This window comes from Roseovarius sp. MBR-6 (genome assembly GCF_040547525.1).
Lineage (GTDB): Bacteria > Pseudomonadota > Alphaproteobacteria > Rhodobacterales > Rhodobacteraceae > Roseovarius.
The window spans coordinates 283,959-303,150 of sequence record NZ_JBEPPW010000003.1 but is presented as its reverse complement, the minus strand read 5'-3'; the positions used below and the strand labels follow the sequence as shown (position 1 = coordinate 303,150).

27 protein-coding genes are annotated in these 19,192 nt (G+C 68.2%); 7 read left to right on the top strand and 20 right to left on the bottom strand.

The genetic code is table 11. The features are described from left to right. Nucleotides 1–65: 65 nt before the first annotated feature. From ABIE57_RS06145 to ABIE57_RS06125, 5 genes are all read left to right on the top strand, one after another. On the top strand, nucleotides 66–503 hold the full coding sequence (locus ABIE57_RS06145; RefSeq protein WP_354538129.1) for a DUF1579 family protein: 438 nt from the start codon (nucleotides 66–68) through the stop codon (nucleotides 501–503). Between the two features lie 299 nt (nucleotides 504–802). Further along, complete coding sequence (locus tag ABIE57_RS06140; RefSeq protein WP_354538128.1) at nucleotides 803–1,387, top strand: dihydrofolate reductase family protein; 585 nt, start codon at nucleotides 803–805, stop codon at nucleotides 1,385–1,387. 145 nt (nucleotides 1,388–1,532) lie between these two features. After that, entirely contained in the window at nucleotides 1,533–1,856 is a 324-nt protein-coding gene (locus ABIE57_RS06135; RefSeq protein ID WP_354538127.1) for a YciI family protein, read from the top strand. A gap of 345 nt (nucleotides 1,857–2,201) precedes the next feature. Further along, nucleotides 2,202–2,522, top strand: coding sequence for an ArsR/SmtB family transcription factor (locus ABIE57_RS06130; RefSeq protein WP_354538126.1), 321 nt, complete (start codon nucleotides 2,202–2,204; stop codon nucleotides 2,520–2,522). Nucleotides 2,523–2,526: 4 nt separating this feature from the next. After that, entirely contained in the window at nucleotides 2,527–3,390 is an 864-nt protein-coding gene (locus ABIE57_RS06125) for an SRPBCC domain-containing protein (RefSeq protein WP_354538125.1), read from the top strand. Between the two features lie 331 nt (nucleotides 3,391–3,721). Here ABIE57_RS06125 and ABIE57_RS06120 read toward each other — a convergent pair whose 3' ends face one another. From ABIE57_RS06120 to ABIE57_RS06045, 16 genes are all read right to left on the bottom strand, one after another. Next, nucleotides 3,722–3,979: a hypothetical protein gene (locus ABIE57_RS06120; protein WP_454283696.1), complete on the bottom strand. Its 258-nt coding sequence runs from the start codon at nucleotides 3,977–3,979 to the stop codon at nucleotides 3,722–3,724. Next, on the bottom strand, nucleotides 3,976–4,650 hold the full coding sequence (locus ABIE57_RS06115; RefSeq protein WP_354538124.1) for a YcbK family protein: 675 nt from the start codon (nucleotides 4,648–4,650) through the stop codon (nucleotides 3,976–3,978). Before ABIE57_RS06115 ends, ABIE57_RS06120 begins: the two co-directional genes overlap by 4 nt. 72 nt (nucleotides 4,651–4,722) lie before the next feature. Beyond that, entirely contained in the window at nucleotides 4,723–5,010 is a 288-nt protein-coding gene (locus ABIE57_RS06110; RefSeq protein ID WP_354538123.1) for a DUF6127 family protein, read from the bottom strand. A 19-nt stretch (nucleotides 5,011–5,029) separates the two neighbouring features. Next, nucleotides 5,030–6,106, bottom strand: coding sequence for a DUF2793 domain-containing protein (locus ABIE57_RS06105; RefSeq protein WP_354538122.1), 1,077 nt, complete (start codon nucleotides 6,104–6,106; stop codon nucleotides 5,030–5,032). Nucleotides 6,107–6,116: 10 nt separating this feature from the next. Continuing rightward, a complete protein-coding gene (locus ABIE57_RS06100) occupies nucleotides 6,117–10,169 on the bottom strand; it encodes a baseplate multidomain protein megatron (RefSeq protein WP_354538121.1) in 4,053 nt (1,350 codons plus the stop codon). 9 nt (nucleotides 10,170–10,178) lie between these two features. Then, a complete protein-coding gene (locus ABIE57_RS06095; RefSeq protein ID WP_354538120.1) occupies nucleotides 10,179–10,613 on the bottom strand; it encodes an NlpC/P60 family protein in 435 nt (144 codons plus the stop codon). After that, on the bottom strand, nucleotides 10,610–11,494 hold the full coding sequence (locus tag ABIE57_RS06090; protein WP_354538119.1) for a phage/gene transfer agent baseplate hub protein: 885 nt from the start codon (nucleotides 11,492–11,494) through the stop codon (nucleotides 10,610–10,612). Before ABIE57_RS06090 ends, ABIE57_RS06095 begins: the two co-directional genes overlap by 4 nt. After that, nucleotides 11,491–11,634 (bottom strand): hypothetical protein, encoded by a 144-nt coding sequence (locus tag ABIE57_RS06085; protein WP_354538118.1) that lies wholly within the window; start codon nucleotides 11,632–11,634, stop codon nucleotides 11,491–11,493. Before ABIE57_RS06085 ends, ABIE57_RS06090 begins: the two co-directional genes overlap by 4 nt. Further along, a complete protein-coding gene (locus ABIE57_RS06080; protein WP_354538117.1) occupies nucleotides 11,621–11,851 on the bottom strand; it encodes a hypothetical protein in 231 nt (76 codons plus the stop codon). Before ABIE57_RS06080 ends, ABIE57_RS06085 begins: the two co-directional genes overlap by 14 nt. Next, nucleotides 11,844–11,945: a DUF3789 domain-containing protein gene (locus tag ABIE57_RS06075; RefSeq protein WP_354538116.1), complete on the bottom strand. Its 102-nt coding sequence runs from the start codon at nucleotides 11,943–11,945 to the stop codon at nucleotides 11,844–11,846. The genes ABIE57_RS06080 and ABIE57_RS06075 overlap by 8 nt, the downstream gene beginning before the upstream one ends. Continuing rightward, nucleotides 11,938–12,168, bottom strand: coding sequence for a hypothetical protein (locus tag ABIE57_RS06070; RefSeq protein WP_354538115.1), 231 nt, complete (start codon nucleotides 12,166–12,168; stop codon nucleotides 11,938–11,940). The genes ABIE57_RS06075 and ABIE57_RS06070 overlap by 8 nt, the downstream gene beginning before the upstream one ends. Before the next feature lie 3 nt (nucleotides 12,169–12,171). Continuing rightward, nucleotides 12,172–12,858 carry a lysozyme gene (locus ABIE57_RS06065; protein WP_354538114.1) on the bottom strand — a complete coding sequence of 229 codons (687 nt, stop codon included), beginning with the start codon at nucleotides 12,856–12,858 and terminating at the stop codon, nucleotides 12,172–12,174. A 4-nt stretch (nucleotides 12,859–12,862) separates the two neighbouring features. Then, the gene (locus ABIE57_RS06060; RefSeq protein WP_354538113.1) at nucleotides 12,863–12,994 is read right to left on the bottom strand and encodes a hypothetical protein; all 132 of its coding nucleotides are present in this window, start codon (nucleotides 12,992–12,994) and stop codon (nucleotides 12,863–12,865) included. Then, complete coding sequence (locus ABIE57_RS06055; RefSeq protein ID WP_354538112.1) at nucleotides 12,987–13,337, bottom strand: Clp protease/crotonase-like domain-containing protein; 351 nt, start codon at nucleotides 13,335–13,337, stop codon at nucleotides 12,987–12,989. Before ABIE57_RS06055 ends, ABIE57_RS06060 begins: the two co-directional genes overlap by 8 nt. Continuing rightward, nucleotides 13,334–13,960 (bottom strand): phage distal tail protein, Rcc01695 family, encoded by a 627-nt coding sequence (locus ABIE57_RS06050; protein WP_354538111.1) that lies wholly within the window; start codon nucleotides 13,958–13,960, stop codon nucleotides 13,334–13,336. Before ABIE57_RS06050 ends, ABIE57_RS06055 begins: the two co-directional genes overlap by 4 nt. Continuing rightward, nucleotides 13,960–16,383, bottom strand: coding sequence for a phage tail tape measure C-terminal domain-containing protein (locus tag ABIE57_RS06045; RefSeq protein WP_354538110.1), 2,424 nt, complete (start codon nucleotides 16,381–16,383; stop codon nucleotides 13,960–13,962). The genes ABIE57_RS06050 and ABIE57_RS06045 overlap by 1 nt, the downstream gene beginning before the upstream one ends. 70 nt (nucleotides 16,384–16,453) lie before the next feature. On the opposite strand from ABIE57_RS06045, the gene ABIE57_RS06040 reads away from it, so the two are divergent. Together ABIE57_RS06040 and ABIE57_RS06035 are read left to right on the top strand one after the other, a co-directional pair. Then, nucleotides 16,454–16,666 carry an AbrB/MazE/SpoVT family DNA-binding domain-containing protein gene (locus ABIE57_RS06040; protein WP_354538109.1) on the top strand — a complete coding sequence of 71 codons (213 nt, stop codon included), beginning with the start codon at nucleotides 16,454–16,456 and terminating at the stop codon, nucleotides 16,664–16,666. Continuing rightward, a complete protein-coding gene (locus ABIE57_RS06035) occupies nucleotides 16,666–17,046 on the top strand; it encodes a type II toxin-antitoxin system VapC family toxin (RefSeq protein WP_354538108.1) in 381 nt (126 codons plus the stop codon). Before ABIE57_RS06040 ends, ABIE57_RS06035 begins: the two co-directional genes overlap by 1 nt. On the opposite strand, the gene ABIE57_RS06030 is transcribed toward ABIE57_RS06035, so the two are convergent. The 4 genes from ABIE57_RS06030 to ABIE57_RS06015 form a co-directional block, all read right to left on the bottom strand. Continuing rightward, nucleotides 17,036–17,212 (bottom strand): DUF7697 family protein, encoded by a 177-nt coding sequence (locus ABIE57_RS06030; protein ID WP_454283694.1) that lies wholly within the window; start codon nucleotides 17,210–17,212, stop codon nucleotides 17,036–17,038. The genes ABIE57_RS06035 and ABIE57_RS06030 overlap by 11 nt on opposite strands. Before the next feature lie 68 nt (nucleotides 17,213–17,280). Continuing rightward, nucleotides 17,281–17,736 (bottom strand): phage-derived protein YdaY family protein, encoded by a 456-nt coding sequence (locus ABIE57_RS06025; protein ID WP_354538106.1) that lies wholly within the window; start codon nucleotides 17,734–17,736, stop codon nucleotides 17,281–17,283. Further along, nucleotides 17,736–18,680, bottom strand: coding sequence for a phage tail tube protein (locus ABIE57_RS06020; protein ID WP_354538105.1), 945 nt, complete (start codon nucleotides 18,678–18,680; stop codon nucleotides 17,736–17,738). The genes ABIE57_RS06025 and ABIE57_RS06020 overlap by 1 nt, the downstream gene beginning before the upstream one ends. 24 nt (nucleotides 18,681–18,704) lie before the next feature. Continuing rightward, a complete protein-coding gene (locus ABIE57_RS06015) occupies nucleotides 18,705–19,124 on the bottom strand; it encodes an acyl-CoA transferase (protein WP_354538104.1) in 420 nt (139 codons plus the stop codon). Nucleotides 19,125–19,192 lie beyond the last annotated feature (68 nt).

The following is a 19,192-nucleotide window of genomic DNA, read 5'->3' as shown; positions in this document are numbered from 1 at the left end:
GTCGTCAATATGCAGTGGCGCGTACTGAGGGATAGGCTGCTGAGGGCAGCGATGGGATGAAAGCTATGGCGGACGCCGCAGGCGCGATGAAATCACTCGGTCCTTTTGTGGGTCTCTGGAATACCAGGGGGAAGATCGGAGCCAGCGATATGGCCGAAGAAAAGACCATGTCCGCCACTGATTCATACGAGTGGCTGCCTGGAAAGTGCTTCTTGCTCCATCGGGTCGACGCCAGAATGGGCGACGACATCATCAGATCGACAGAGATCATTGGCTGGGACGCTGATGCTGGAGCGTTCTTTTCCACCTCATACGATGCTCGGGGCGGAACATCACGCTTCAGGTGCGCGCTGGATGGTAATAAATGGAAGATCGACGGCCCGGGTATCAGGTTTCGCGGCGCCTTCGACCAGGATTGGAACAGGATGACAGGCATATGGGAAATGGAGGAAAGCGAGTTGTGGTCGCCGTGGATGGACATTTCTCTGACTAGAGCTGACTGAGATTCCGAAATTTGCTTCGCAGCCACTGTGGTGCGTGGTCGTTGAACTTCATCATGCATGAGTACGGTCTGGGGCCTCCCCATCTGAATTGGTCCACCTTTATGTCTGGGAAACGGAGGGCAGGTAATGGCGATCAAAGAACACAAGCCCGAGGAAATCGTTCAGGAGTCGCGGCAGGTTGGTGTGCTTGTCGGCCAAGATCGATGTCGCCTCCGTCGAGGCCGCGCGGCGCGGCGTGTGATGTGGTCACGCAGGGCCGACCTGCCCGGCGCCCCATGCGAGAGCGAGGTCGAAGGATCATGAGACGACTGATCGCCTGGAACGTCATGACGCTCGACGGCCGCTTCGAGGGCGCGCAGCCCTGGCAACTCGACATGCACGGTACCGTCTGGGGCGAGGAACTTGAGGCCTTCTCGCTAGAACAGGGAGCAGAGATCGGCACGCTCCTTTTCGGCCGCCGCACCTACGAGGGCATGCGCGACTACTGGATGAAGGAGACGGGGCCGGTCGCCGAGATGATGAACGACCTGCCCAAGGCCGTGGCCTCGCGCACGCTCGACGAGGCCGACTGGTCGAACAGCCGCCTCCTGAAGGGCGAGGCGTCCGACGCGGTGCGGGCGCTGAAGCAGGAGGACGGTCGCGACGTCTTCGTCTTCGGCAGCGCCGACCTTCTCGCGACTTTGATGGCCGAAAACTTGGTCGACGAGTACCGGATCTGCCTCGCACCGGTTGTATGGGGCGAGGGCACGCCGCTGTTCAGGCCGCAGGGCGGCCGCACCCATTTCACGCTCCGCGAGGCGCGACCGCTCCTCACGGGCGGCGTGATCCTCTTCTACGAACGGATGTCCGACCAGTCTTGCCAGCCAATACCAGCTTCCTCCTGAGCAATCGACTTTGTCCGCCGGCCCAACTCGGCCAACACCACGACATGAACAAACGAAGGCTTTGGGCAAAACATGGGCAAGTTCAATCCGCCTTCGATGAGACGGTGATGCAGAAAACAGACAAGAAACTTGAAAGGGACAATTGATGCCGAAATTCTTGACCATTGGGTATGGAGATCGAGATGGCTACGACCGAACGCCAGAGGTGATCCGAGCCGCCGCGCACGAACAAGACGCCAAACTAGTCGCAGAGGGTGCGCTTATGGGAATCGCCGGGCCGCCGGTGCAGGTCCGGAATCCAGGGGCAGCGGGCGTCGAGACATGTGTGGGACAATTTATGACCACAGACCTTCCTGTCGCAGGTTTTGCAGTTATTGAAGCGAAATCCATCGAGGATGCCATTGAAAAGGTATCGGGCGTTCCATGTGCAGTGGCGCATGGCGTTGTGGAAGTCTGGCCCCTGAGCTGAATTACCCCCAAAGCCGACCATCGCCGCATTATGTCAATTTGACAGCTCAGGTGAAGGATTTCCAACGCGTACCGATCGACCACCCGGCCGCACGGTAAGGCCGAGGCCCTCATCGAATTGCCTTCACCATAGCGGCCATGCAGCATGGCAACGGTCAACGGCGGGTATGGAACGACCGCTGGGCAGGCGACACCAGGCAGACCCTGGTGTTGAGGTGGACGCAACTGGGTCGGATTTTTCCGATCGCGCGCCGTCGGCCTGAAGCCGACTTAAGTCCCAGAACCTTGACGGCGTCTTTTTGGAACAATATGCTTCCGGAAGCATTTGATTCCATAGGAGGCTGCCTTGACCGAAGCAGAACTCGACCGCGTGTTCGGCGCCCTGTCGGACCGAACGCGTCGTGCGATACTTGCCCGCTTGCGGCACGGCGAGGCCTCGGTTGCCGAACTGGCCGAGCCTTTCGACATGACGGTTCGCGCTGTCAGTCGCCATATCGCTGTGCTCGAGGCCGCAGGGCTTGTCGCCAGAGGTCGCGATGCGCAACGCAGACCGAGCCGCATAGACCCCCGCTCTTTGGAATCCGTCGACCAGTGGTTGGGAGATTACAGGTCTCTGTGGTCGTCCCGTTTCGATCAACTGAGCAAAAGGCTCGAGAACAAGGAGTGACATCATGAACATTCAGGATTCGGCGGGATTCCAGATCCGGTTGGAGCGATACATCGATGCACCGCGCGAGGCGGTCTTTGCCGAATGGCTCGACGCCAGTTCCTTGCGCGAGTGGTTCGCCCCCGCGGGGTCCGATGGCATCGAAGCCGCGGCGGACCCTACACCTGGCGGCAGATGGCGCGTCGTCTTTGCCGGCAAGGATGGTGTACGCATTACCGAAACGGGTGTCTTCGAACTCATAGACAAACCCCGGCGCATTGAATTTACGTTGGGGCAGGACCTTCCCGACGGCGTCTCCAGCTCCCGGGTGACGGTGGACTTCGAAGTGGAGGGCAAGGGAACACGAATGCGCTTCTGCCAAACCGGCATGAAGTCTCTTCAGCAGCGCGACGGCGTGGCGACGGGTTGGGGAACGTGCTTCGACCGACTGGAAAACCGCCTGGGTGAAGCCGCCGTCAGGGCAGAGTTCGAAGACTGGTTCGCGACATCGGAAGCCAAGGACCTCGACGCCGCGATGTCAAAAATTGCGTCAGATATCGTCAGTTTCGAACATACTTCCCCTCTTGAGGTCCGTGATATCGAAGGCCTGCGCGCTGAATGCGCCAAGGGGTTCGCGGCTGCGGGACCAGAATTTCGCTGGGACATTCCGGACCATCGGATTGTCGTCCGAGGCGACATCGCCGTTTGCTGGGGTCTCAACCGCATGACCTCCCGGCAGGACGGAGCCCTGCTCAACGAGATGTGGTCGCGCGGGACGCGTGTCTTTCAGAAACGCGACGGCCAATGGAAAATGATACATCAGCACGTTTCCTTCCCGATGGATCCCGCGACCGGTATGGCAGCCACCGACCTCGATCCGGCGTCCTGAACGGCAAGATCGCAACACCTGGCGACCGCAGTCAGCCTCCGTTCGGTGCCCGTCACCCGCCAGTTTCGCAACCTGCGCGGCGCATTCCAGCCATCAATGCGCCGTGCGCCAAGAAAGAATTCCGCCATTTCGGGCAATTCAAAGGACCCAGCTGGAGATGCACTTCACAAAGCCACGGATCATTGAAGCGTGGCGGGTGCCATCACACAACGATGGCTGCATCTCCGCGAGCGCCGATCCCTGTGGCAGCAAGGCCAGCTCCTCGGCCGCCCGCGCCTGGAATTCCCTGCCATACTCGACCACGGGCGGGCATGTCGCCAGCCTCCCGTTCTCAGAACGAACCGTCGCGCAGCCGCTCAGCAAGCTCGTGGTGATCGCGAGGACGGCGAGCCGCCGCTTCCAGCATCCGACGTTGGACGTCATTGGCCTTCTCCGTGGTTTCAAGGCGTTCGGCGAGGCGACCCGCTCGCTCCCCGGAGCGCCGAAGCGAAAGCAGGAACAGGAGCACTGCCAGCGCGATGGCTCCGTAGCGCAGCGCCGCCCGCATCCATGGGCTCGTGGCGATCCCGCCGAGGAAGGTGCCGATCACCGCCGCCCCTGGCGCCAGTCATCGAGGCGGGCGTAGATCGTGACCGCGATGCCGCCGAGCGCCACTGCGATGAACACCCAGCGCAGGGTATCGAGATACGGGACCAGCGGTAGGACGGCGCTTTGCGTCTCCGCCAGCACCTGCTGGGCCACTTCCACCCCGGCCACGCCGAGCGTCGCGACACCCGCCGCGCCACCGCCCTTCATGGTGCGGCTGTCGGCCAGCACCTCCCGCGCGGGCGGAGTCTCAGCTGCAAATGCGGTCGCCCGTACCGGGAACCGCTCGCCCCACTGTCGCGCAGGGCCGAGGTCGACATGGATGAACCCCGAGCGCGGATAGAAGCCGAAGCCGAGGAACCCCACCTCGCGCGCCGTGGCCTCGAAGGCCACCGGGTCGTGGTTCGCCATGGCGATGTCGAAGGCGGCGCCGTCGAGGTGCTTCGAGCGGGTTGCGCCGCCGACGGCGCGGTTGTGTTCCGGGCTGCGATAGGCGGAACGCACGATCAGCGGCTTGCCCAGCCGGTCGCGCAGCGCCTGCAGTTTGTCGAGCGCCAGTTCGTTGACGAGCAGCTTGCCGGTGCCCCGGCAGGCGATCTCAGCCGGGCTGAAGTTCGGCCAGCGCCAGGCGCTTTCCGGAACGTCGCGCCAATGGCGGTGGAAGGTCGTGGTCATGGGGTCCTCCGAAAACGAAAAACCCGCCTCGAGGGCGGGTGCAGTTGGGCAGATGGATGGGGTGGTGGGCGGCTACGGGCCGCCGCCGAAGATTTTCAGCTTGATGGCGATGCCCGCCAGCAGCGCCAGCAGGACCGCGGTGGTGATCATGCGCACGGCGGTCTGCATGGCGGTGCGGCGTACCAGGCGGATGCAGTCGACGAGCGAGCGCAGGTCGCGGATGTCGAGTGCGGCCTCGTCGCCATCGAGGCCGACATCGGCGAGCGCGCGCCTGGCGCCTTCCTCGGCCGCCCGCGTCAGGATCGCCTCGAACTCGGCGTCGGGCATGCGCACGATGCCCTCGGATCGGGGTGGTGTCATCGGAGCCTCCTTCCGCCGCTCAGCCGATCTTGCAGCCCCAGAAGGACGTGTGGTCGGCGGCGAAGTAGCCGTCCGCGACCCGGAAATACCCCTGCAACTCGACGGTATCGCCCGCGACGAGGGGCACCATGGTCTGCAGCCAGAGCGCGGTGGCGAGGGAGACGTGGCCGCCGCTGATCTCGCCGAGGGAGCCGCGGATTTCGGTCGTCCCGTTCAGCACGAGCCGCCCGCGCATGCGGGCCGTGGTGCTGGCGTTGACCTTGTAGAGCAGCGTTGCGCCAAAGAGATATGTGCCGTCGACCGGTGCCACGAAACGGTTGTTGGCGGCGTCGAAGGCGCCCTGATCATTATACTCGGTGTTGTTGATGCCGATCTTCGTCCAGGTATCGACGCCGACATAGTTGTCGAAGTTGGTGTAGCCCTTGAAGCGCGGCAGCCGGGGCTGATCGACGATGCCGTTGGCGTTGTCGACGATCAGACCGTCGAAAAAGGTGCTGCCGTCGGCGGAGACCGCGAGGCGGAACTGGTCCGTCCCGAAGAGGCCGAGCAGCGCGCGGGTGGAAAAGCTGGTCTGGAGCATGAGCCCGAGATCGTCGCCCGCGGCCGCCTTGTTCATGGTGTAGAACAGATCGCCGGTGCCGCCCTCGGCCACGGTCTTCGCCGTCCAGAGCGCCGCGTTCAGCTTGGCAGAGAACGGATTGGCGGCGTCGGCGGTGGTGCCGAGGCCCAGCAGCGCGAGGTTCTGCAGCGCCGCCGGGGTTGTCCCGATCCAGGTCGCCCCGTCATGGACCAGGAGCAACCCTTCGTCCTCGACCCACGCCCGCCAGCCGGTGCGCGGCGGCAGGCGCAGCCAGGCGCCATCGGTGAAAAGCGCGACGTTCAGATCCCAGCCTGCCCAGTCGCCGGTGGCACCGCTGCCGACGATGTAGCGGTCGCCGTCGGCGGGGCCGCCGGGCGGCGCGGTCAGGTCGCGGTCGAGGACGGCGAGCTGGACGAGTCCGTCCAGCAGCCGCAGCGCCTCGTTATGGGTGACATGCTTCTGGGCCTGCGCCGCCAGGATGAACGGCAAGAGCAGGTTCGTGGTGGCGTCGGCCATGATGTGTCCTTCAGAAATTCAGGGTTGCCGTCCGGGTGGTGCCCCGCCCGAGGCGCGCGGATAGCTGCGCGATCCGGACGTCGAGCGTGTCGCCGGGCCCGAGCGTGGATCCCCAATCCGCCGTCTGCTGGGCGGCGGTGTAGACCGCGCTCGTGGTGGCAACGGTCAAGGTTCGCTTGACGGTTACCCCGTCGAGGATCTCGACCTCGTAGGCCTCAAGTTCTTCGGCCAGCGGCGCCTCGACGGTGCCCCAGCTGTCGGCCGAGAGCGCGCGGGATCGCCGCGTCCAGCGGATGGTCAGATCGCCGGGGCTGCGCGGCCTGCGCCATGGCTGCTCGACATGGGCGACGGAGAACGGCCGCAGCCCGACGCCCTCGGGCGTGAAGCTTGCGGCGACATAGGTCTCGTCGCTGACCGGGCGGCTCGCGGGTCCGATGCGCCAGTTCCAGGGCAGCCCGAGATCGGCCTCGGCGATTGGGAGCGATGCCAGCGTGCTGTCCAGCATCACGACCCGCGCGCCTGCGGGGGCCGGATTGCCCATGGCACCGTCGGTGCCGCGCTGGCCGCGCAGCAGGCGGGTCAGGCGATAGCGCCCCGGCGCCAGCAGTTCGGCCGCGCCCGCCTGGACGATCTCCCAGACCCCCGGCGCGCTTTCGATGGCGAGCGCATTGGCGCCGCCGAACAGGGTCAGATCCGTGACGCTCTCGAGCGTGCCGGTGAGCAGATCGACCACCAGCGCGTTGCCGAGATCGAAGCGCGCGGTGGGGCCCGGCCAGAGATCCGACACCAGCGCGCCGATCCGGGCGCGGCTGCCAAAACTGGTCAGCAGATCGAAGCCGTCGGTCGCGGGGCTGCGGTAGACCGCCATCTCGCCCGGCCAGGGCACGGCGTGCGCCGCCATGAGCGGCCGATGCGCGGGCTGCTCCTCGCTGATTTGCGGCAGGTCCATCAGCACCGCCACGGGCGGGCCGAACACGACGGCCCGTGTGAGCGCCGAGGTCCGGGCCTGCCCGGGCGGCAGATCGTAGGCCTCGCGGTCCTGGCGCACGGCCTCGATGCCGCGCGCCTCGGCGTCGGCGATGGAGACGAGGCGCAGCGGGACAAGCCGACCGTCATGCTCAAGGTTGACGACATCGGCCGGGTCGAGCGCCAGCCGCGACGGCGGCAGGCGGAACGCTGCCGTCTCTCGGCCCACCCACGCCTCCATCAGCGCGCGGCGGGCGCGGCGCTCGGCCTCCTCGGGCGGTACCGCCATCGGGAAGGTCTCGGAGGCGATCCGCGTCGTGTCAACGGTGATGCGCCGGGCCTCGACGAGGGCGGCGTCGTAGTCTTCGTCGGCGCGCGCGATCTGCCATTTCAGGGCCTGCGGCAGTTCGGTCTCCTGGCCCCGCGTCAGTTCGAGCACATCGCCGTCGCGGGCCCCGCTGCCTGCGTTCGGGGCGACCAGATCGTCGGGCGTGACGGTGGCGACCGCCGCCCGGCCGCGCATGATGAAGCGGATGACGCCCTCGGTCTCGACGGCATCGAAGCCGAAGTGGCGGGCGAGCGGGGCGATCGAGGCGCGCGGGGATTCGAGCGCGGTGATCACGTAGCCCTCGACCGCGCCCCAGAGGCCGGAGACGTCGATCATCGCCTCGGGCAGACCGGCGCGCAGGCAGAGGTGGCGCACCAGCGCGGCGAGCGACACCGCGCCGAGCCGGCCGGTCAGCCAGTGTCCGCGCCGCCAGTTCGCCCCGTCGGTCCAGACATCACTGAGTTCGGGGAAGAACGGATAGGGCCGCGCGTCCCAGGTCCAGGCGGCGCATTCGGGGACATGCACCATCGGGTCGCCGTAGACATTGGAGACCGGGTTGTTGGTTGGATCGCCCCACCAGAGCCAGGTCGCCTCCAGATAGGCGCGCTGGATCGCGTCGTCGCGCCAGCCCCGCGAGAAATACGGCACCGCGCTTTCCGCCGACTTCGGGTCGACGAAGACGTTGGGCTGGTTGGCGCCCCGGTCGATGGCCGGGCAGCCGAGTTCGGTGAACCAGATCGGCTTGGATTCCGGCACCCATGCCGTCTGCGTTCCGCTCTCTACCCCGCCCGGACGATCGAAATGCGCGTTCGACCACCAGGCGCGCAGATCCTTGAAACGAAACACCCACGGTTTGCTGGCGGCGCCGTCGGTGATCGGCGTCCTCACCTGCGCGGCGCGGTCGGCGGCGGTGGCATAGAACCACTCGAACCCTTCGCCGCCCGCGATGTTCGACTGCAGATAGGTCCGGTCGTAGATCGCGGGCCAGCCCTCGGCCGCATCCGCATGCGCGAATCCGTCGCGCCAGTCGGAGAGCGGCATGTAGTTGTCGATGCCGACGAAATCGATCTCCGGATCGGCCCAGAGCGGATCGAGGTGGAAGAACACGTCGCCCGAGCCATCGCCCGGCTGGTGGCCGAAATATTCCGACCAGTCGGCGGCGTAGCCTATCTTTGTCGACGGCCCGAGGATCGCACGCGCATCGGCCGCGAGCATCTGAAATTCCTGCACCGCAGGATAGCTGTCGCCGTCCGAGCGGACGGTGGTCAGCCCGCGCATCTCCGAGCCGATCAGGAAGGCATCGACCCCGCCGGCGGCGGCGCAGAGATGGGCATAGTGCAGCACCATGCGGCGCAGGCCCCAGTCGTCCGCCGCGCCGGTCCAGGACACGGTCTCGCCCGCGGCGGCGAAGTCGGTCGGGCTGGCGCTGCCGAAGAAGGCCGCGACCTGTGTGGCGGCCGCCCCTGTCTTGTCGACCGATCCAGCATAGCCCGCCGCCGGAGAGACGGTGATCCGCCCGCGCCACGGGAAGGCGGGCTGACCGATCCCGGCGGCATTGTCGGAATACGGGTTCGGCAGCGTGTTGCCGAGCGGCACGTCCATCAGGATAAACGGATAAAAGGTCACCCGCAGCCCGCGCGCCCTCATCTCCCGGATCGCCTGCACCACCGCGAAATCCGCCGGCGTGCCGCCGAACACCGGCCGGTTCTCGTCGTCGCGACTGACCAGATGCGCATTGGCGCGGGCCACGCCGTTCACGCTCCATGTCTTCGGCGTCGTGGTCTTCGCTGCCAGCTCGACGCCCGGCCTGATCCGGGCCGCGCCCGCGCGCAGGTCGTCGCCGAACCATGTCACGACGAGGCTCACGCTCTCGACGCCGGGCGCGCTGGCCTGCAGCCGGTCGAGCGCCACCACCATGTCGGCGGTGTCCGGCAGCGCGTGCAGGTTGTCGGGGTCCGAGGAATCGCCGCCGCCCTTGCGGATGCCTTCCGTCGCATAGACGAACTCGCCCGAGGCCGGGATCATGGTGACGGCGCGCACGAGCCCCTCGGCGGTGTCGGGATCGGCGAGGGGTGCGAAGACCTCGAAGCTGAGCTGCGGCAGGCGGTTGCCGAAGCTCGCGAGCGCCAGCTCCTCGAAGACGACATAGGCGGTGCCGCGATAGGCCGGCGTGCTGGCCGCGCCCATCTTCGCCAGGATGAACGGGTCCGGCAGTTGCGCCTCGTCGCCGGGATACCAGCGCCAGGTGACGCCGGTCAGGTCCATCGGCTTGCCGTCGGCCCAGATGCGCCCGATGCCGGTGATCCCCCGCCCTGCCGGGCCTCCTCCGCCTCCATTCTCTCCACTGGAGAGAATGGTCCCTCCGGGACCGGCTTCGGAGCCCTCCGAGAGCGCCACGGCAAACGAGGCGAAGTAGAGGAATTCCGTGGACTTGACCTTCGGCGCGCCGCCCTTGCCGCCGCCCTGGCTGCTGGTTCGGGTCTCCTCGCGGAAATCCGTCGCCCAGATGATGTTGCCGCCGAGCCGCATGCGACCGAAGATGCGCGGGATCACCGCGCCTTCGGTGGACGAGGTGATGCGCAGGCTGTCGAGCCGCTGGCCCTCGATCCGCTGGGTGGGCGCCAGCGACGAGACGATGAAGCTGTCGACCACCGAGCCGAGGGTGGAGCCGACAAAGCCGCCTATCGTCGCGGCGCTGACGCCGAGAATGCTGCCGCCGATGCTGCCGCCGATGGCGGCGCCAGCGGCGCCGAGGACAAGCGTTGCCATGACAGATACTCAGCGTTGCGGGAAGAGAAAGGCGAAGGCGATGCGCCGCCGCCAGGCGCGCGTGAGCGGTTCCTCGATCACGCCGAGCCGCTCGTACGCATGCAGAAAGGTGCCGGATCCGGTCAGGATCCCGACATGCTTGGCGATGGCGCGCGGCATCATCCGGAACAGCGCCAGCGCGCCGGGTGGGGCGTCGGCGGGGTCCACCTCCACCATCATCCGGCGCGCACCCTCGGCCAAGACTTCGCGAGGCCCGGTCTCGCCCCAATCCCGGCTGTAGGGCGGAATCGGGAACGGCTCGGGCCCCACCACCTCGCGCCAGACGCCACGGGCCAGCCCGAGGCAGTCGCAGCCAACGCCGCGCAAACTGGCCTGGTCGTGATAGGGCGTGCCGAGCCAGTCGCGTGCCGCGGCGATGACACGCTCGGGATCGGCGGGCGTCACAGCACCGACCCCTCGTGCCCGCCTTCCTTGGAGGCGTAACGCAGGATGGTGTCCTGCCCCGGAATGTGCGGGAAGCCGCGAAAGTTCACGACATTGGCGAACTTCTCCGCACAGGTCTCGATCCGCTTGTCGCAGCCCGCACGGGCGGTGAAGGCGTCGCCAGCGACGATGGCGCGCACGGGCGCTTCGAGCAGGGTCAGGATCGCGACGCCGGAGGTCACATCGTGACCCAGCACCTCCGTCTTGCGCCCGGCATTCGCGCCACTGGTCCACTCGATGGTGCCGAAGGCGAACCAGCCTGATGCGAAGCCGTTGAGCCCGGCGGCGGTGAACGCCCGGTCGCGCAGCAGATCGATCACCGCGCCCGCGCCCTTGAAGGCGGGATCCTCCAGATCGACGCCGCAGCGGGCATCGCCGAGCTCGGCGTCGCAACTCGCCTGGAAGGTCCGCCCGACCGTCTGGCCGAGGACATGGGCGAGCGAGCGCACCTCGGCCACGAAAGCGAGCCGCCCGCGCCGGATCTGGCCGATGGCGCCGCGGCGCATCAGCACGCGCTGGCCGGTGTCGGCCCAGTTCACCCGCCAGACCTCAACTTGCGCCGCGTCCCAGCGGCCGTCGAGGATGTCGGTCTCGGTGATCCGGTCAGAGGTCAGCACACCCTCGGCGTCCTGCGCATCGACGGACAGGTCCGAGCCCGAGCGCACCTCGGAGGCCGTCAGCCCGCTTTCCGGCTCGAAGTCCGTGCCGTCGAAGCTGAGCGTCCGGTCGTGATCGGTGAAACCGAAGGTGACGCCATCGGCCCGCGTGATCCGCCAGCACCAGGCGAGCGTTGTCGTGCCCTCGTCGAGATGGGATTGCAGCTCTGGCGAGAGGGATTTCATCGGCAGGTTCCCGTCATGCGGTCATCGAGATCGGCGATCCAATTCGCCCAGTCCGGCGGCACCTCCGCGACGGTCTTGGCGGGCGGTCGGGCGAGCCGCGCCTCGGCGTAGGAAGCACAGCCCGCGTCACCAGCGCCCATCGTTGCGGCGCAGCCGCTCAGCAGGGTCGCCAGCGCCGCGACCATCGCGAACCGCCGCGCGCCCGCGCCCCACGCGCTGGCTCTTGTCTTCCATTGCATCGCGTTCCGCCTCCCGTTTGCCATCGCGCTTTCCTGTCATCCGGCCCCAGAGCCGCCCGAGGACGACGCCCCCGACAGCGCCCAGTGCCGCGGCCAGCCAGATCAGAATGTCAGCCATCGTCCCGCTCCCCGTGCGCGGCGGCCACACAGAGGGCGACGATCAGCACGCCAAGGCCACCGCCCACGAACAGACCTGCGAGGAACTCAAGCATCGCCGCGGAACCCGCGCTCGATCCGGTCCCGCAGGCCGATCAGCCCGAGCCCGAGAAACATCAGCCCCGCGGGCGAGGCGTCACCGCTGCCGGCCAGCAGCGCGACAAGGCGGGCGAGTTCGCCGAGCGGGCCGGTGGCCGGCAGCGCGAGAGACGCGATGCCGGTGAGCATGGCGATGAGCCCGGCCCACCAGGTGAGCGAGGTCGGTCGGATGTAGCGCATGGGTCAGGCCCTCCGGATCAGGGTGGAAAAGAATGCCGCCAGCCGGGCGAGCCAGCCGACCGGCGGGATTGGTTCAGGCGGGACGGTCGGTTTGGCTGGTGCGGCCTGGCCGGAGAGTTCCGTTGGCACGGGCTGCGGGCGCAGCAGCGCCAGCGCTTGCGTCTCGGTCAGCCGTCGGATCGCCCGCGAGAAATCGACCCGGCCGTCGCTGGCGACGGCCCAGACCGGGATGGTCCCGCCCGGATAGCGGCCATGCCGGAACAGGTCGCGCTCGGCCTCGCGGCGCGGGATGATCGCGGCCGGTCGCCGCCAGCCCATGAAGGCCGCCGCAGCGGCCTCGCGGTCGCCCGCGTTCATGTGCCGGGTGAGCGCCGCCCGCGCGATGCCGCCGGTGTTGTAATGGAATGACACCAGCGCATCGAACTCGTGCGGCTCGAGCGGCGCCTTCACCGCGCGCAGCACCTCCGTCTCATAGCGCGCGATGTCCGCGCGGAAGAGCCGGAACGCCTCGCGGACGCGCGCCTCGAGATCGGCGGGCATGCCGCGCGGCATGGAGCCCGGATCGGGCGAACCGGCGGCAGCGGTGTGGCCGATGCCGAAGGTCCAGACGGCCTTCGCATCGAGATAGGGTCCGGGCACGAGACCCTCAAACCGGACGAGGGCCAGCAAGCCCCGGTCAGTCATCTGCATGGGATTATCCGATGAACGAGAGGATCAGGATCAGCGCCGCGACGGCGAGGCCGATGCGCAGACGGTGGGCGAAGGCCTGCCGGGGATCGGCGGGTTCGCAGCGGAGGGCGCGTGCGAGGCGGAGAAGCTCATTCATCGCCGCCGCCGTCCTTCGCGCGGCGCAGGCGGGCGAGCGCGACCTCGATGAAGGCCGGGCCGAAGACGCCGACGAGATAGGCCGCCGAGCCCGCGGCCCCGCCCGCAGGGATCGCCTCGGGCGGAAGGCTGAGCCAGGCGGTGATCACGGCCATCGACAGGCTGCCCATCCCGGCCGCGATCAGCCCACCGAGCAGGATGTGCCGGAGCGCGTCGCGCAACCGCATCTTCGTGGTCAGCGCATTGGTGGCGCCGCCGAGTGCGCCCCAGGCGGCGAGGATCACCGCCGTCGAGGCCGCGAGGTCGCGCAGGACAGCCGCGACAAAGCCGGGCTCATTGTTCATCGCCGGATCTCCAGAAGCGGGATGGAGGTGATCGAGCCGAGCCGCTCGAGGTCGAGCGTCACGTCGAGCGCGTCGGTGTCAAAACGGACCGGCACGTCGAACTCGAAGCCTGCGGTGATGGCGACGCCAGCGCCCGGTGCGGCGTTGAAGGTGACCAGTCCGGTGGTCGTGTCGACCGACCAGCCGGTGGGTTGTTCCAAGCCATCGACTGCGATACGCACCGTGCCCGCGACGGGCTTCGTGATGCTGCGCGTCCAGGATTGCCCACCCGAGGCGTAGCGCTTCGCCAGCTGGAACGCCGTCGCCGCACCGTCGCCCGCGCCGATCACCTGGTCGGTTGGCAATGGCGTACCCGAGGGCGGGCTGGACTTGTGGTCGCCCCAATCCTTGAAGCGAAAGCCATGGAGGCGACCGTTCCTCGCCTCGAAGAAGGCGACCACCTCTGCCAGGTCGTCGGCGCGGCGGATGCCGTAGGCCACGTCGTAGCGGCGGCGCGAGTTGGCCCAGTTGGCGTTGCGTTCCTCGTCGCCCGAGGCCAGTTCGACGATCTGCGTGCGCCGCTCCGGTCCGCCCCGTGCACCCCGGCTGATGTTGTCGGGAAACCGGACCTCTTGAAACGCCATCACATGCCCCTCCGCCCGAGCGACACGGCGCGGGCAATGTCCGCCGCAACTTGCGTGCGCGATTGCCGGAAGCTCTCTGCGTCGCGGGCCATGATGGTGACGTTGACGCCAGTGCCTGCGCCAAAGCGCTGCGCCTCGCGGCGCGACAGCACCCGCTCGCCGCGCTGCAGGATCGCCGGGACTTCGTCGGGCCGGAGGCCCGCAAAGCCAGAAGTGGGTCGAAGCCCGGCGACCCCGCCGGAATGCATCCGGGACGCAGCGGCAAACGCCATGGCCGGAACCATCCGCGAGGGGCCAGCGGAGCCAACCATGCCGCCCGCATGCAGGATGTTGGCGAAAATGCCGCCCGCGCCACCAAGCGCGCCGGAGAGCGCGTTGGCGATCGGCCCGAGGATGAAGCGGCGCGCCGCGAGCTTGGCGAGATCGGCCAGCAGCGAGGTGACGAGGTCGCGGAAGTTGAGCTTGCCGGTCTTCACGAACTCACCGACCGCGCTCTCGGCGCTCTGGAAGGCGCCGACGAGGCTCTGGCCGATATCGCCGCCGATATCGCGCGCCTTGCTCGCGTAATCGCTGAGCGCCGCCGTGACCACCTGCCATCCGGTGACGGCGGCCTCCGTCGCAGGCTTGGCGGCCGCACCGGCACCCGTGGCGGCGCGCCCGGCATCGTCAAGGGCGGTCTCGAGCCGCTCGGCCGCGCCGGTGGCCTCGGCCAGCGCGTCCGCGCCATCCTGATCGCTCCCGCGCACCGCATCGCGCAGCGCCTGCCAGCTTTCCAGCGGCGCGCGCGCACTCTCGGCCAGATCGCGCGCCGCCCCGCGAGAGAGGTTGGCGGACTCGAGCGCCCGGTTCGCCGCCTTGGTGAGACCGAGATCCGGCGCGGTCAGCGGGTTGTCCTCGAAGGCCCGGTTGAAGGCCGCCTGCGCCGCGGTGGTCGCGGCGGTCGCAGCACCCTCGAAGCGATTCTCGATCTCGCCGAGGTCGAGATCCGGCACCAGCGAGATGCGCCGCTCCGACCCGAGCGCTTCCAGCCCCTGGTTGATCCCGCCGATGAAGCCGTTGATGCGCGAGACCACGCCGTTCAGCATCGCCTCGACACCGTCGACCAGGCTGTTCGCCGCCTGGAACGCCAGATCACCGATCGCGGCGGGCAGCAGGCCCCAGATCGCCTTGACCGCCTCAAAAGCGCCCTCGAACGTGTTCGCGGCCGTGTTGCCGAAGGCAACGACGCTCTCGATGGCGCTCTGCATGGCCGACGCCGCATCGGCTTTCAGGTCGAAGAACATCGCCGTGGCTGCGGCCCCCGCCGCTGCAGCCCCCAGCTTGATCCGCTGCCAGACCTCGACGGCGACGTCCTTCAGGAGCGACATCGCTTCGCCAAACCCGCCCGCGCCGGAGACAAGGCGGGTGAACTGAAACACAAGCTCGCCCGCGCCGACGATCAGCGCGCCGATCCCTGTGCGGATCAGCGCCCCGCGCAGGACGACCAGCGCCGTGGCGAGGCCACGGACCGAGAGGGCAGCAGCGGCCATGCCCGCCACCCAGCGGCCCGCGAGGAAAGCGGCGAAGGTGGTGGCGATGGCGGTCAGGCGGCCGATGTTGTCGAAGAGGCCGCGAATGGCGATGCCGAGCGGCCCGGTGCGGCTGGCCACGGCGGCGATGGCATTCGCGACGGCTTCCAGCGCGGGGGCCGCTGCGACGGCCAGCTGGTTCGACAGCCCGCGCCAGATCAGCCCGAGCCGGGAGATGGCGTCGTTCGTGCGTTCGATCTGGGCCGCGTCCTGGTCCGAGACCACCACCCCGAAGGCAAGCACGTCCTCCGTCGCCTGGCGCAGTGTCGCGGTGTCGATCCGGGTGAACACCAAGGCCGCGCGGTCGCCGAAGAGCTGGGAGGCCACGGCCGCGCGCTCGGCCTCCGGCACATATTGCCCCAGCGCCTGCTGGATCGCGGCGATGCGCGCATCGAGCGGCAGGCGCTGCAGATCCTCGGCCGTGAGCCGCAGGCGGCGCAGCGCCTCCACCGCAGGACCCGTGCCGGAGGCGGCCTGGCTGAGCCGTCGGGTCAGCTGGACCGTGGCCTGCTCGACCTGACCCATCGACACGCCCGCCAGATCGCCCGCGCGTTCGAGCACCTGGATGCTGGCGACGGTGGTGTCGAGGGAGGTCGCCAGCTTGGCCTGCGCATCCACCGTCTGGAGGCCGGAGCGGATCATCGCCACGCCAGCGGCGGCAGCGGCTGCCACGGCTGCCGCCGCCGCGATCTTCACCCGGCGCGAGAAGGCGGCCAACCGGGCGTTCGCCGCCTCCATCTCCCGGCTCAGCCGTCCGAAGCCGCGCGACCCGGCTTCGCCCACGCCTTCCAGTTCGGCGCGCACCTGCCGTCCGCCGACCGCAGCGAGGCGGACGGAGACACGTTTTTCTGCCATCGCTCAGGATCCTTGCTTTCGCCGCGCGGGCGTCTTACCTTTGTGGCATCGATCAACAGTAGGTATGACCATGCAGGCGACGGCGACCCTCTCCTCGAAGTTCCAGATCTCGATCCCGAAGGCGATCCGCGCCGCGCAGCATTGGGAGGCGGGGCTGACCTTCGCCTTCATCCCCAAGGGCACCGGCGTGCTTCTGGTGCCGGTCCCGAAGCGGGAGAGCCTGAAGGGACTGGCGAAAGGCGCCTCGGTTACCGATTATCGCGACCGCTCGGACCGCTTCTGATGGTGCTGGTCGACACCTCGGCCTGGATCGAATGGCTGATCGGCTCGCCGACCGGCGACACGCTGGCTGGGCATCTGCCCGATCAGGCCGAATGGCTGGTGCCGACCATGGTCCAGCTGGAACTGACGAAATGGCTCACCCGCGAGGCAGGCGAGGACAAGGCCGATCAGGTGATCGCCTTCACGCAGGTCTGCGCGGTCGTGCCGCTCGACACCGAGATCGCCCTCGTGGCCGCCGAGGCCTGCGGTGAGCACAAGCTGGCGACGGCGGACGCGATCATCTTCGCGACCGCCCGGGCCCATGACGCGGCGCTCCTGACCTGCGACAGGCATTTCGAGGGGCTGCCCGGCGTCACCCTGATCGAGAAGATCAAAAGCTGATCCCGGGTCGGCCCTCCGGTCGTTCCATCTGTTCGTTGAGCCTCAAAACCATCACCGCCTCGATGACGGGCAGCAGTTCGGCCATGGCGAGCGGGGGCACGCCGAGGGCGTCACCAAGTGCGAGCGCCGCCGACATGTCCCAACCGATCACCGCGCCGGGCAGCACGCGCAGCTGGCCGCCGAGACGACCGACCAGGTCCCAGACCTGCCAACCCTCCGGCGTTTCCGGCCGGTTCAGCCGCGCCGGGCAGTCCGGGCAGGCTTGCGCGCTGGCTCCGCAGGGTTCGCAACCCTCGCAGTAGCGCTCGCCCCCGCCGAAGGACCATTCGGCGAGAGCGCGGAGGCGTTTTTTTCCTGTTCCAGCAGCAGGCCCTTCGAGACATAGGTCAGCTGGAAGGCCTCGAAGATCGGCCAGATGTCGAGCAACGCGTCGATGGCCTCCGGGCTCGGGTCGATGGGATTTCCGTCGGCGTCGCCGATGCCGTCCCAGGCCAGCACCGCCCGTCGCGCCAGTGCCTTGGCGAAGGCGACCGCGCGCTCCTCGTCGGAGGCCGCCTCCGGCACCGCCTCGACAGCGGGATCGGTCCGTGTCGCCACCATCAGCGCCGTGGTCAGCGGGCGCAGCTGCACCCGGACACCGGGTGCGAGATCATGCCAGCGCGGCGCGTTGGTCAGATCGAGCGTCAGCATCAGTACGTCTCCACATCATTAACGAGGGTGGCGGTGCACATCCGGCCGACGACGCTGTCGCGTGCGGCCTGCCAGTCGAAGGTCGCCTGCACGCCCTGCGGTCCGGATATCTCGATGCGCGGGCGCGGCAGGTAGACGGCGTGCACGATGAAGGTGAAACTCTCGCCCGTGGGCAGAGTATAGGCGAATTCGATCTCGCTTGGGTCGCCGTTGATCGCCTGCGTCACCAGCGTCTGGTCGGCGAAGCGTATCTCGATCCGGCCGGTCAGCGCTGCGATGGAGGGGTCCGCGCCGTCGATGCGGCCATCCGAGCGGATGGTCTCGATCCGGTCGAGGTTGTTGGCATAGGTGATCTCAGCCGAGACAACATTTCCGAGCGAGGCGCCATTGCGCTTGATCGCCCCGTTGAAATGGCCGAAGCGCTTGAGCTCCAGCGCGGCGGGTGTCCCCGCGCTCGTCGTGGTCCCGACCGTCTCGCCCTGCGCCACCAGCCGGGCCGTCGCGGTCAGCAGGCCGGAACGCTGCACCTGCCAGCTGATCTGGTCGAGCACGCAGCCGGAATACATGGCATAGCGCGGCACCTCGGGCATGCCGGTCTCGATGGAGAGGCTGGGCAGGGTCCAGGCGCCCGACTGGAACTCGTGGGTGAACGGCCCCGGCGCAGTGCCCGTCGTCGCGGGTGAGCCGAAGGCCGCCTTCAGCCAGAAGCCGAAGGCCTCGGCGTCGAGCGGCACCACGACGTCGCCGTCGGCCGTCACCGCGTCCTTGATCGGCGCAAGCGGGTCACGGCCGTAGCCGAGAAGCTCCGAGTTCAGCAGCGGCTGCTCCGCGCCGAGCGAGGTGCTGGCGAAGGGCATGCGGGTGAAGCCGCTGGCGGGCGGCGTTCCATAGGTCGTCTCGAACGCAAGCGCCATCAGCGCCCGCGCCCCCTGGGCTCGTGCCATCGTTGTCTCCTGTGGTCGGTTGGGTCAGGCCAGCGGGTCGGCCGTGGAATAGTGCAGCACCACCGGGATCACGGCGGCCTTCAGGCTGGCAGCGCCCTCGACCGGCAGATCGACGGGCCGTGGCGCTTCCGCCTCGACCCAGTCGCAGAGCCCGCCCAGCGTGCGGTCGGCAGCGAGCGCCGAGCCGATGCTGGCGGTCAGCGTGTCGAAGGCAGCGTCACGGTCGGCGCCCTGCACGACCGCCTCGATCTCGGCACGGTGCTGGTAGTGGTAGGCGAGCGGCGACAGCGTGACCTCTGGCTCCCCCGGCTCGCCGTCGCGCAGGATCAGCAGGCCATCGGTCGGGACACGCTCGGGCAGCACGTCGCCGCGCAGGGCGGTGGCGGGCAGCGCCGAAAGCCGCGCATGCAGCGCGGCGAGGATGGTTTCGCGAGGGGTGGGCATGTGCACTCAGATCTGGATTTGTTCGATGTGGCAAAGGTCGAGTCGAACCCGGCCATGACGTTTGCCGA